At 66.2% G+C, this 12440-nt stretch carries 11 protein-coding genes and 1 pseudogene; 7 read left to right on the top strand and 5 right to left on the bottom strand.

Going from position 1 to position 12440, the window contains the following annotated elements; translation table 11 throughout:
- Positions 1–27: 27 nt before the first annotated feature.
- From egtD to M7H19_RS05275, 5 genes are all read right to left on the bottom strand, one after another.
- Positions 28–1014, bottom strand: coding sequence for an L-histidine N(alpha)-methyltransferase (gene egtD / locus M7H19_RS05255; RefSeq protein WP_298177700.1), 987 nt, complete (start codon positions 1012–1014; stop codon positions 28–30).
- Complete coding sequence (gene egtC / locus M7H19_RS05260; protein ID WP_298177702.1) at positions 1011–1820, bottom strand: ergothioneine biosynthesis protein EgtC; 810 nt, start codon at positions 1818–1820, stop codon at positions 1011–1013. The genes egtD and egtC overlap by 4 nt, the downstream gene beginning before the upstream one ends.
- Positions 1813–3225 (bottom strand): ergothioneine biosynthesis protein EgtB, encoded by a 1413-nt coding sequence (gene egtB, locus M7H19_RS05265; protein ID WP_298177705.1) that lies wholly within the window; start codon positions 3223–3225, stop codon positions 1813–1815. Before egtB ends, egtC begins: the two co-directional genes overlap by 8 nt.
- A 4-nt stretch (positions 3226–3229) precedes the next feature.
- Positions 3230–4516, bottom strand: a complete 1287-nt coding sequence (locus M7H19_RS05270; RefSeq protein ID WP_298177707.1) for a glutamate-cysteine ligase family protein — start codon at positions 4514–4516, stop codon at positions 3230–3232.
- Between the two features lie 90 nt (positions 4517–4606).
- Positions 4607–5533, bottom strand: coding sequence for a LysR family transcriptional regulator (locus M7H19_RS05275; RefSeq protein WP_298177709.1), 927 nt, complete (start codon positions 5531–5533; stop codon positions 4607–4609).
- A gap of 88 nt (positions 5534–5621) precedes the next feature.
- On the opposite strand from M7H19_RS05275, the gene M7H19_RS05280 reads away from it, so the two are divergent.
- From M7H19_RS05280 to M7H19_RS05305, 7 genes and pseudogenes are all read left to right on the top strand, one after another.
- Positions 5622–6830, top strand: a complete 1209-nt coding sequence (locus M7H19_RS05280; protein WP_298177712.1) for a Glu/Leu/Phe/Val dehydrogenase dimerization domain-containing protein — start codon at positions 5622–5624, stop codon at positions 6828–6830.
- 149 nt (positions 6831–6979) lie between these two features.
- A complete protein-coding gene (locus tag M7H19_RS05285) occupies positions 6980–7579 on the top strand; it encodes a TetR/AcrR family transcriptional regulator (RefSeq protein WP_298177714.1) in 600 nt (199 codons plus the stop codon).
- Positions 7580–7782: 203 nt separating this feature from the next.
- Positions 7783–9099: a hemolysin family protein gene (locus M7H19_RS05290; RefSeq protein ID WP_298177717.1), complete on the top strand. Its 1317-nt coding sequence runs from the start codon at positions 7783–7785 to the stop codon at positions 9097–9099.
- Positions 9096–10151 carry a hemolysin family protein gene (locus tag M7H19_RS05295; protein ID WP_298177719.1) on the top strand — a complete coding sequence of 352 codons (1056 nt, stop codon included), beginning with the start codon at positions 9096–9098 and terminating at the stop codon, positions 10149–10151. The genes M7H19_RS05290 and M7H19_RS05295 overlap by 4 nt, the downstream gene beginning before the upstream one ends.
- Positions 10148–10765, top strand: a pseudogene (locus tag M7H19_RS05300) (3-methyladenine DNA glycosylase); the annotation flags it as partial. The gene M7H19_RS05295 and the pseudogene M7H19_RS05300, both read left to right, overlap by 4 nt.
- Positions 10766–11013: 248 nt before the next feature.
- Positions 11014–11610 (top strand): recombinase family protein, encoded by a 597-nt coding sequence (locus M7H19_RS18585; RefSeq protein WP_363321336.1) that lies wholly within the window; start codon positions 11014–11016, stop codon positions 11608–11610.
- 21 nt (positions 11611–11631) lie between these two features.
- A protein-coding gene (locus M7H19_RS05305; protein ID WP_085978104.1) for an IS5 family transposase occupies positions 11632–12428 on the top strand; the annotation gives its coding sequence in 2 pieces (ribosomal slippage) (positions 11632–11962 and positions 11962–12428; 798 coding nt in all).
- Positions 12429–12440 lie beyond the last annotated feature (12 nt).

Genomic DNA, 12440 nt, shown 5'->3' on the forward strand with positions numbered 1-12440 from the left:
GTGGAAATCCGGGCATCCGGCCAGGTCTCATCGGATCACGCCGTCAGCCACCTGAGCCAACGACACCCCGAACAGTCCCGCCGGGTCGGTCCACCAATGCCGCAGCGTGAAACCCGCCTCGGCCAATTCGGCCCGCACCCCTTCGGGACGGAACTTGGCTGAGATCTCCGTCCGTAGTTCCTCCCCCTCGACAAAGGTCACCGTCAAATCCGCCCCCGGCACGGACACCGTCAGGTCCCGGCACGCCCGCAGGCGCATCTCGATCCACTCGTTGCGGTCGTCCCAGCGGGCGACGTGTTCGAACTCCTCCGGGTCGAAGTCGGCGCCGAGCCGGTCGTTGATAACCCGCAGCACATTGCGGTTGAACGCCGCCGTCACCCCCACAGCGTCGTCGTAGGCCCGCACGAGCGTGCCGGCGTCCTTGACCAGGTCCGTACCGAGCAGGAACCATTCGCCGTCGGCGAGCACCGACCGTACGGAAGCCAGGAACTTCGCCCGCTCGTCGGGCGGGAAGTTACCGATGGTGCTGCCGAGGAAGACCACCATCCGCGGCGGCGTGCCGGGCAGGAACTCCAGCGGTTCGGTGAAATCGGCCACCACGCCGTGCACGCGCAGGCCCACGTAGTCCGCGACGGTGGCCTCGGCGGAGGCGGACAACGCGGCCTCCGACACGTCCAGCGGAACGAACTCGCGCAGACCGCCATGCGCCGCGAACGCGTCGAGCAACAGGCGCGTTTTCTCACTCGACCCCGACCCCAACTCCACTACGGTCCGAGCACCGGTGACGGCGGCGATCTCCGCGGCGTGCGCACGCAGGATGTCCCGTTCGGCACGGGTCGGGTAGTACTCGGGCAATCTCGTGATGTGTTCGAACAGCTCACTGCCGCGCGCGTCGTAGAACCATTTGGACGGCAGCCACTTGGCTCGGGCCGACAGCCCCTCGCGCACGTCCTCCCGCAATGTCTCCGTCACCTCGGTCGGGTCACGGTGAACCTCGATCCGCGCCTCGTTCACGCTCGACTCCGCTCCTTTCCCAGGGGGACGATCTCGATCGTGGTCTTACTGGCAGCGGCTGCGACGTCCGCTGTTCCCTCCTGCCCGCTGTGTGCGTGACGCGCCACCACCGACTCCCCGTCGGCGACCGAATGCCAATCCGGGTGGTCGTCGCAGGGTTCCGACGCGACGAGCACCCCCTCACCGAGTCGTCGCACCGACAACGCGTGTGTCCAGGCGGTCGCCACGAGCGTCTTCCTCCCGACGAGGAGGAAGTTCAGTCGGGAGCCGGGTGCGGCCGCCTCCACCCGGTGAGTCAGCTCGGCCAGCGCCTCCACCGGATCGGCTCCGGCGTCCAAGGCGTGCCGCAACACGAGCCACAGCAGCGCCGAGTCGGTGGGTGCCTCCATCCGCAGCAGCTCCACCACGGGAACCGCCTCCGCGAGACCGGCTACCGATTCCGGCCAGCCGGGCACCACGCCGTTGTGGCTGAACAACCAGTCCTCGTCGGCGAACGGTGCACATGCCGCCTCGGCCACCAGCATTCCCGGCGTCCCGGAACGGACCGCGGCCAGGAACGCGCCCGCACGCACGGGTTCCAACAACCGCCCCATCGCGCTATCGCTCCATAGTGGATAGGAGCATCGGTACCGTGTCGGCTGGCCATCGTCGCCGAACCAGCCGATGCCGAAGCCATCGGCGTTCACCGTTCCGCCGTCACGCATGTCCTTCGGCGCGTACGACTGGACGAGCAACGAATGGGGCGCGTGGAGTATGGGATCGACCGGTGACATCGGTGGACCGAGGTAGGCCAGGTGCCTACACACCGGCGGTCACATCATCGGCACGCACGTCGCGGGCGCAACGGAAGCCGGCGAAAATCTGTCTGCGGATCGGGAAATCCCAGTTGCGGAACGTGCCCCGAACGGCCACCTGATCACTGCCGAACGAGCCCCCACGCAGCACCTTGTAGTCGGGGCCGAAGAACACCTCGGAGTACTCGCGGTACGGGAAGGCCACGAAGCCCGGGTACGGCCGGAAGTCGCTGCTGGTCCACTCCCAGACATCCCCGATCAGCTGATGCGCTCCGAACGGTGAGGCGCCCTGAGGGTAGGCGCCCACGGGAGCGGGCCGTAGGTGTCGTTGTCCCAGATTCGCGTGGCGCGCCGTGGGCTCCTCGTCTCCCCACGGATAACGTCGAGAACGACCGGTGGTGGGGTCGTATCGGGCCGCTTTCTCCCATTCCGCCTCGGTGGGCAGTCTGCGTCCCGCCCACGCGGCGAACGCCTCCGCTTCGTGGTACGACACGTGCATCACCGGCTCGTCGCCCGGAACCGGTTCGTGAACACCGAACCGCGTGCGCCACCAGCGGCCGTCTTCCCGCCACCAGAAGCGTGGTGCCCTGATGTCGTGTGCGCTGCGGTAGTGCCAGCCTTCCTCACTCCACCAACGTCGTTCGTGGTATCCGCCGTCGTCCACGAACGCCGCATATCGTGCGTTGGTGACCGGCGTGGTGTCGAGGGCGAAAGCGTCCACGTACACCTCGTGTGCGGGGCATTCGTTGTCCAGTGCCCACGGCTCCACCGAAGTGCCCATGAGGAACGGGCCGGCCGGAATGACAACCTCCTCGGCGAGGTCGAGCACCGAGGAAGGCGGTGGTGCGGGCGCATGCAGCACGGGATCGCCCTTGCGCAGCTGATGGGTCGCCAACATGGTCTCGGCATGTTGCTGTTCGTGCTGGGCGACCATGCCGAAAGCGAAAGCCGTACGGGTGAGGTCGCAGCCCCGTAGCGGTGCGTTCTCCAGCACGTCGAGGGCTTTGCGCCGCACCTGGTCCACGTAGTCGCGGGCTTCGGCGGGGCCGAGCAGGGGCAACGAGGGCCGAGTCGCTCTGGGGTGTTGGAAGGCGTCGTAGAGGTCGTCGATCTCGGGACGTAACGGTTCGCGGCCTCCCACGTCGCGCACCAACCAGATCTCTTCCTGGCTGCCGATGTGCGCGAGGTCCCACACCAACGGCGACATGAGTTTCGAGTGCTGTTTGACCAGGTCGTCGTCGTCCACGGCCTCGGTCAGTGCGGTGCTGCGGGAACGGGCCCGCTCCAGCACCTCGGCCGTATAGCGGCGAAGGTCCTGTTCGGGCAATTCCACCAGCGGATGGTCCACCTCGGGTGGGACACCGCTTCGGCTACCGGTTCGGTGAACATCGTTGCGGGCGTTGTGGACGCTGGTCATGGCGTCACTCCCTTTCTCGACGACTCAACCGTCGGTCGATGGCGTCGGCGATGTGGCCGATCGCGTGCTCGGGCAGGTCCAGATTCGGCAGAGCGGAACAGCCCAGATCGGCGACCGTCCGGGCGACCGCGGCGAGCCGGGAGTCGGCCAATCCGTGTCGCGCGGCGTCGGACCACCGGTCCGCGACCGGTTCGCATACCTCCCTCACTGAATCCACGGTGGATGGTTTGGAGAACAGTGCCGCGAGCAGGGCGACGGGATGCGACCAGGCTTTCGGGGGCTGTGCATCGAGGTAACGGATCTCCAAGTAACCGTGGGGACGCACCGGTGTGAACAGTGTGGTCAGGTGATAGTCCAGGTCGGCCAGCGTGGGCCGGGGCAAGGACGCCGCCGCTCCCCTACCGGCGATCCAGTCGGCGAAAGTCAATCCGGGCGGGGCGTCCCACGAGCCGCCTTCCCGAGGCAGCAGCATGAGCGGCGTATCCAGTACACGGCGAGCCCACGCCGAGGCCGGGTCATCGCTCGGCTCCTGTGCGGCGGTCCGGCACGTCTCGGTGTCCATCACGGACAGCCAACGCGCCGAGGCGCACCCGGTGTCGACACCCGCGTGCCACCGGGAATTCGAGAACAACGCGAGCAGCACCGGGCCCAACGCGTGCGCCGCCGCCCAACGATGGGATATCTCGTGCGACTCTCCCGCGTCGACACACACCTGCAGCGAAGCGGTACTGCACATCATGGTGATGCCACCGCGTCCCAGCGGCGCGAACCGGCGTTCCATCGCCGTGTATCGCGGGGTGCACAACAGTCGTGCCGGAGAACGGAACGGGTCGATGCCGCGTGCCCCCAACCTCAGCCCCGCGGAGGCGAGCAGATCCGTGACGTGGGCCAGATCGGTATCGGCGGCCTCGCACAAGGAGCGGAACGAAGGCTGAGGGGCCGTGGAGACCTCCGCCTGCCCGCCCGGTTCGAGGGTGAACGTCGAGCCTGCGGGTAGTGGCTGTGCGGGACTGTCGGGAACGAGAGTGCGGGGAGCGTGCGGGCCGAGAGCTTCGGCGAGACGTGTGCGGGACAAGGGAAGGCGGGGATCGACGACGTCATGGACTGTGTATTCCAGTTCGACACCGAGCAGTCGCGGAGGCCCGTGCTTGAAACACACGGACGCCACGTAAGCCTCGCCCTCGGCACGGTCGGACACCACCCTGGCGGCGACCTCGGCGGCCGCCATGTCCCGCGCCGCGTTCCGGCGCGCGTCGTGTGGAAACGGTTGGGTGTCGCGCACCGCTGTCATCGCCACGCTCCCCATGCTCGGTGCCGGTGGCCACCACCTTGTGGACGCTACACGGGGGATACGGCACTTTCGAGTGGCCGAAACGTCGAATCAACCAGGAACCGTCGCCGAAGCCCCCAATCCGATCTCCGCAGCGGCTGCACGGACAGCGTCGATCACCAACCGCAGTGCGGGTCTGCGCAGCGCCGCACGGCGATACGCCACGGACACCGTGCGCATGACGGGGGTCGACAGGGGCACGATGTCCACACCCGGCGGGCGCAGAGTCAGCCCCAGATCCGACACGAGCGTGACGCCCAGTCCCGCGCTCACCATGGCCATGGCCGTGGCCTGTTCCTCGACCTCGTGGTAGATCGTCGGTTCGAAGCCGAATCGCTGGCAGGCCACCCGCACCGCCCGGCCGAAATGACTGCGAGGACTGGCGAGGATCCACGGTTGATCGGCGAGATCCGACAGACTCACCGTGCCGGTGGACGCGGTCGCCGCGGGCATGGCGGCGTGGAGACGCTCCACTGCCACCGCCACGCGTTCCAGGCCGTTGTCCCACGGTGTCGGCGCGTCGGTGTAGTCGATGACGAATGAGAAGTCCAACGACCCGTCCCGTACCGCGTCAGGGGTTTCCTCGGGGGCTAACTCGCGCGTGTGGACTTTGATGCCGGGATGTTCCGCGGCGAGTGAGGCGAGCGCGGTGGGCAACAGTCCCGACGCCACCGACGCCCACACTCCGGCCGTCAGCCGCACCGTCTGCGTCTCTTGCGCCTCCTCCAACGCCACGGTCGCGCGTTCGACCGCGCCCAGGATCTCCTCGGCGTGTTCGGTGAGCAGCATGCCCAATTCGGTCAGTTGCACCCGGCGTCCGAGCCGCTCGAACAGTTTGGCGCCGACATCCCGCTCCAACTGTGCGAGTTGCTGGGAAACGGCCGAGGCCGTGTAGTGCAGTGCCGCCGCGGCGGCCGTGATGGTGCCCCTGCGGTGCAGTTCCCGCAGCATACGCAACCGATGCACCGACAGCTCCATGCATCAACACTAAACGGAATCGTGCACGGTCTTTAACTGGACGTTTCCGGTGCCGTGGCCGCAGCCTGTCAGTACACGCCGAACTTCGATGGCATACGCAGGGGAGGGCCGAACGGTGAACCAGCATGTCAACGAACCACTGCTGCGACTGACCTGGACCGACAAGGTGACAGGTGCCCACGGCCATCTCGTGGTGCACACTCTCGTGTCGGGAATGACGACCGGTGGCACCCGGATGCGCCCCGGCTGCACTCTGTCGGAGGCCGAGGACCTCGCCCGTGGGATGGCGGCCAAGACCGCCGCGTTCGACCTCCCCGTGGGCGGCGCGAAAGGCGGTATCGACTTCGACCCGAAGGACCCTCGCGCTCGGGGGGTGTTGGAGCGCTTCTATCACGACATGCGTCCGTGGTTGGACGCACACTGGGTGACGGCCGAGGACCTCGGCGTTCCGCAGCATCTCCTCGACGACGTGTTCGCCTCCCTGAACCTGCGGCAGTCGTACCACGCGGCCATCCGGCGTTCCACGGACCCCGAGCGCACGTTGCGGCGGGTGCAGGCCGGGCTCAGCGCGCCGGTCCCGGGTGGATTACTCCTCGGTGACGTCATCGGGGGATACGGCGTCGCACAAGCGTGCCTCGGAGTGGTCTCGGCGTGGGACTGGGCGCCCACGGACACCACCGTGGCCATCCAGGGCATCGGCACGATGGGTGGCGGCGCGGCCTGGTATCTGCACGAGTCCGGGTTGCGGATCGTCGCCGTCGCCGACGCCGCGGGCACTCTCGCCGACCCGAACGGCCTCGACATCCCGGCATTGCTACAAGCCCGCGACCGCTACGGCGAGATCGACCGCACACAGGTGCCCGACCACGTCGAGCGCCTGCCCCGGTCCGCCGTACTCGCCGCCGACGCAGACATCGTCGTCCCCGCGGCCGTCTCGTACGCGCTGACGCCGGACAACTCCTACGACGTCACCGCCAGTGCCATCGTCGAGGCCGCCAACGCGGCGACGACTCCCGAGGCCGAGGCCATGCTGACCGCACGCGGTATTCCGGTGATTCCGGACTTCGTGGCCAATGCGGGTGCCGTCGCCTGGGTCTGGTGGCTGCTACAGGGGCAGGTGGGTGCCAACCCGGCCGACTCGTTCCTCAAGTTGCGCACCGAGATGCAGGCCAAGGTGGCCCTGTTGCTGTCGTCCTGGAACGACGATCGCATCGCGCCGAGGCAGACCGCCGAACAGTTCGTGGCCGCCCGCGAGCTCGCTCCCACGTCACTCGAACAGGTACTCACGATCCCGTGAACATCGCCGCGCGGGGGACGCCTCCGGCGACGACGTACAGTGACCGATGCACGTCACAGAGCTGGGCTCGACGACGAGGCCGGCCGCACAGAAATCACAGTACGTACGTACGGATTGCGATCCCCCGCGCACGGTGTCAAGATCGTGGGATGCCACGGGTCAGCCAGGACCACCTCGCGGCGCGCCGACGCCAGATCCTCAACGGCGCTCGTGTGTGCTTCACACGACACGGATACGAGGGCGCCACGGTCCGGCGGCTCGAAGACGCGACCGGGCTCTCTCGCGGAGCGATCTTCCACCATTTCCGCGACAAGGAATCCCTGTTCCTCGCGCTGGCCGAGGACGACGCGCGGCGCATGGCCGACGTCGTCGCCGAGCAAGGTCTCGTGCAAGTGATGCGAGACCTGCTGTCCGGTACCGGCGAGCTCCCGGCCGACTGGCTGGGCACCCGTCTCGAGGTCTCCCGTCGCCTTCGCACCGACCCGGAATTCCGCGCGCGTTGGGCCGAGCGTTCCGAACAACTCACCGCCGCGACCCGCAAACGCCTCCTGTGGCAGCGAAACGCGGGGAACCTGCGGGACGACGTGAGCGTCGACGTGCTCACCGCCTACCTCGAACTGGTGTTAGAGGGACTGGTCTCCCACCTGGCCATGGGGCTTCCCGCCGACGACCTCGAACCGGTACTCGACCTCGTCGAGGAAAGTGTCCGTAGGCACCGCGGGCAAACCGCGACGAAGGCGAACGACTGAGGTTCCACGCCCCCGGAGTCGGGAACACAACATCCCGAAACCACGTTAAGCGTGGTTAAGATAGCGCCACTTCCAACACATTCGAATTCTGGAGGAGTGACACCGCTCGTGCGCGCAGCGCAGTCACCCGGGGACAGTACCGAGCCGGGTGATCCACCCGGCTATCCCATTCGCTCTCGTCGTGAACCGGGCGGTGTCCGCTGATGGACATCCTGCTCAATGTTCTCGGCGTCCTCTTCGTCATCCTGCTCACCGTCGGAACCGGCTTGGCCGTCGCGGCCGAGTTCTCCCTGACGACACTGGAACGCAGCGCGGTCGAGTCGAACGTCCGGCAGGTCGGTGACAAGCGGTCCAAAACCGTTCTGAAGGCCCACCGGACGCTGTCGTTCCAACTCTCCGGCGCGCAGGTGGCCATCACGCTCACCACTCTGGTCACCGGATACGTCGCCGAGCCACTGCTCGGCCGCCTGGTCCGGCCCGCCCTCATGGCGCTGGGCATGTCGGAGTCGGCCGCCGCCGGAACGTCGCTCGTGGTGGCCATGCTGCTGGCCACATCCCTGTCGATGGTGATCGGCGAGATGGTGCCGAAGAACCTGGCAGTGGCCCAGCCACTACTCACGGCGCGTGCCGTCTCCGGCTACCACACGCGGTTCTCGGCCCTGTTCCGCTGGCTCATCAACATCATGAACAACAGCGCCAACTGGGTGGTGCGCAAGTTCGGCATCGAACCCCAGGAAGAGCTGCGATCGGCACGTTCACCGCAGGAACTCGGCTCCATCGTCCGCGCGAGCGCCGAGACGGGGACGCTCGACGTGTCGACCGCCAAACTACTCGACCGCTCCCTGCGCTTCGGTGACCGCAACGCGGGCGAGCTGATGACCCCCCGAGTACGGCTGGAGGCGTTGCACGTCGACGACACCGTCACCGACATGGTGGCGCTCGCACGGCGTACCGGTTTCTCTCGCTTCCCCGTGTACCGCGAGGATCTGGACGACATCCAGGGCACCGTGCACGTCAAGCAGGCGTTCACCGTTTCCAGCCCCGAACGTGGCTCCACACCGGCGGGTTCGCTGATGCGGCCGGTGCCGACCGTGCCCGAATCGTTGCCGGGGGACGCCGTGCTGGACCGACTCCGCGATTCCCGCTTCCAACTCGCGATCGTGGTCGACGAATACGGCGGGACCGCGGGCCTGGTGACGTTGGAGGACGTGGTCGAGGAGATCGTGGGCGACGTCCGCGACGAACACGACATCCGCGAGAAACCGGCTTCGCGACAGCTCACTGCCGACAGCTGGGTCGTGTCGGGACAACTTCGTGGCGACGAGGTGTTCGACGCCACGGGTTTCCACATGCCCGACGGCGATTACGAGACGATCGCCGGGCTGCTGTTGGACCGGCTCGGTGAGATCCCCGAGATCGGCATGTCCCTCGACATCGACGGCTGGCGGCTGGTGGTGACCGGCATGGACCGGCATCGCATCGCCGAGGTCACCGTGCAGCGACAGGAGGTGAACCAGTGAGCGACTGGTTGTCCATCTCGCTCATCGCCGTCCTACTGCTCGCCAACGCCTTCTTCGTGGGTGCCGAGTTCGCGTTGATCTCGTCCCGTCGAGACCGGCTGGAAGGGCTGCTGGAGCAGGGGAAGACCCGAGCCAAGATCGTCATCAACGCCAGTCGGAACGTGTCGTTGATGCTTGCGGGCGCCCAACTCGGCATCACGCTCTGCTCGCTGCTGCTGATGCAGTTCGGTGAACCCGCCGTGGCTCACCAGATCGAACTCGCGGTGAGTGCTCTCGGGGTGCCGCTGCCGAGCTACGTGGTGCACGGTCTCGCCTTCACCGTCACGCTGGTGGCTCTGACGCTGCTGCACGTGCTCGTCGGCGAGATGGTGCCGAAGAACTTGGCCATCGCTGAGCCCGAACGACTGGCACTGTGGCTGGTCCCGGTGCACGTGGCCTGGGTCCGCCTCACCCACCCGTTCATCTGGCTGCTCAACAGTGTGGCCAACGCGATGCTGCGCCTGGTCAAGATAGAGCCCAAGACCGAGGTCGAGACCGGATACACCTCCGACGAACTGGCCGCGCTGCTGAGCGAGTCCCGCAGGGAGGGTTTGCTGGAGCAGTCCGAGCACCGCCGGCTCAGTCAGACACTGTCGTCGATGGAGAAGACCGTGGCCGACGTGCTGGTGCCGCTCGACGAGCTGACGACGTTGCCCGCACAACCCACCGTCGGCGACGTGGAACAGGCCGTGTCGTCCACGGGGTTCTCGCGTTTCCCGGTGCAGGACAACGGTGGGCAGTTGACCAGCTACATCCACGTGAAGGACATCCTCGCGCAGCTCGACGGCGATCCGTCGGTCGTCGTGCCCCCGACCAAGACCCGCAAGCTGACACAGTTGAAGTTGGAAGCGAAGCTCGACGAAGCACTCTCGGCAATGCGTCGGGAAGGCAGCCATCTCGCGACCGCCGTCAACGCCGAGGGCAGCGTGGTCGGCATCGTCGCGCTGGAGGATCTGTTGGAGGAGTACGTCGGCACCGTGCGCGACGGCACTCATATCGTGGGACGGCCATGACAGTCACCAAGATCCTGGGTGAGAACGAGTGGCGGGCACGAGAGGAAGCCCATTCCCGACGCATGCGAGTGTGGACGGAGCCGCACAAGCGACGTCGGCAGCGGGGAGAGAAGCACCCGGTGCTCGATTTCCTGTTCACCGACTACTCGCTTCCCGCGTCTCGGTTGGAAAGGTGGCAGCCGGGCCCGAACGTGGTGTTGACAGGGCCCGGCGCGCGTCGTTTCCTTCAACGTTCGGGCTACCGCGAGACCTCGGGCAGCGTCATTCTCGACGAGTCGGCTTTCACCGACGGACTCGCCCGCACCACGCGGCACACCTTGTCACTGTTGGAGGCGATCCATTCGCGACGCGCCCGGTTCGACTGCTTCGGCCTGCACGAGTGGGCCATGGTCTACCGGGCCGCGCCCGAGAGGATCCGACACAGCCAGGTCCCGTTGCGGCTGGGGCCGTCGGGTACCGACGCAGTGGTCGAGGCTCTCAACGTGCGTTGCAGTCACATCGATGCCTTCCGGTTCTTCACGGAGGAGGCCAAACCCCTCAACCGCTACACGCCCACGCGAAAGACACAGCGGGAGCTGGACCAGCCCGGGTGTCTCCATGTCGGCATGGATCTCACCAAACGGCGCCTACCTACAATACCGGGTCATAGTGAACGCCCTAGCAGCGATCCGACTCTCACGCCTGGCCGATGCCACCACGTCGCCGGAACGGCAACGTGAGGTAGTGATCCGATGGGCCGAACAGAACGACGCTGAGCTAGTCGGCGAGGCTGTAGACCTTGACGTGTCTGGCGCTGTGTCCCCGTTCGACCGTGACGGGTTAGGCAAGTGGCTTACCGACACTCCCCCCGCACCCCTGGTCCATCCTCGTCGCATGGCGACTCGATCCAGTATCCCGGTCAGCGCTGGACACTCTCCGCCTAGTCGAATGGTTGGAAGCACGTGGTAAGCGACTCGTCACCGTGTCTGATGGAATCGACACGGGGACATCTATGGGACGGCTGTTCGTCAAGATTGCTAGCATCTTCGCCGAACTCGAACGCGACACGATCCGTGAACGGACCGCAGCCTCTCGGCAGGCACTCCGTGCCGCTGGCAGGTGGGGAGGTGAAGCCGTTCACTACGGCTACAAAGCTGTTCCCCGCGACCGGCAAAGATCATTGCGAGGCCAAGACCTTAAAGGTGATCGCCGGTCAGAGTCGACAATATGGGACATCCTCCAATCAAAAGCATTACTCGGATGGACGACACACAACGGCGAGGCAGACCCGAACAACCTTAAAGCTCCCCCAATCATCACATCAGAGCTGTTCGAACGAGTACAGATAGAGCTGAGCAAGCGGAAGAGAGCTAAAACTCGCAACCCGGCAAGAATTCTTCTCCACTATCTGGCGTCGCATTATGCTGGAAATGCCCTTAGAGCGTGTCTCGTTTGGATCTTGGTTGGGTTGCGGGCATGATCTTGGTTCGTGGTTGATGAGTTGTCGCGGCGGTTGGTGCCTGATGAGCTGTGGGCACTGGTCGAACCGCTGGTCCCTGCGCATCAGGTTCGTCCGCAGGGAGGCGGACGGTCGCGCGTGGATGATCGTGCTGTGTTCACCGCGATCGTGTTCGTGCTGACAAGCGGGTGCGCTTGGCGACACCTGCCACCCAGCTTCGGAGTGAAGGTCCCGACCGCGCATCGTCGCTTCACCGAGTGGACGAAAGCCGGATTATGGCGCAGGTTGCATCGCGCGGTACTCGATGAACTCGGCAGCCAGGGAATGATCGACTGGTCCCGCGCGGTCCTGGACGGAGCCTCCGTCAGGGCCAAAAGGGGGGATCTCTGACCGGTCCCAGTCCTGTGGACCGCGGGAAACCCGGCTCGAAGATCCATGCACTGTCCGACCGGGCGGGACTGCCGCTGGCGGTCGCGATCTCGGCCGCGAACACCAACGACGCGCACGCCCTCAAACCGCTGATTCTGGCCATCCCCGCCGTGAAATCCCGGCGGGGGCCCCGCCGGCGCAAGCCGGACAAGCTCCACGCCGACAAAGCCTACGACCAGGCCGAACTCCGAGACTGGGTACGCAAGCAAGGAATCACCGTGCGCATCGCCCGCAAAGGCATCGAATCCAGCCAGAAACTCGGCAAGCACCGCTGGGTCATCGAACGATGTATCGCGTGGCTGTTCGGATACCGACGATTGACCATACGCTACGAGCGCTACGCCAACCACTTCTGCGCCTTCCTCACTCTCGCCGCAGCCCTCACCTGCTTCAAGAAACTCGCGAAATGAGACATGCTCTTA

This window comes from Saccharomonospora sp. (assembly GCF_027317685.1).
Classification (GTDB): domain Bacteria; phylum Actinomycetota; class Actinomycetes; order Mycobacteriales; family Pseudonocardiaceae; genus Saccharomonospora.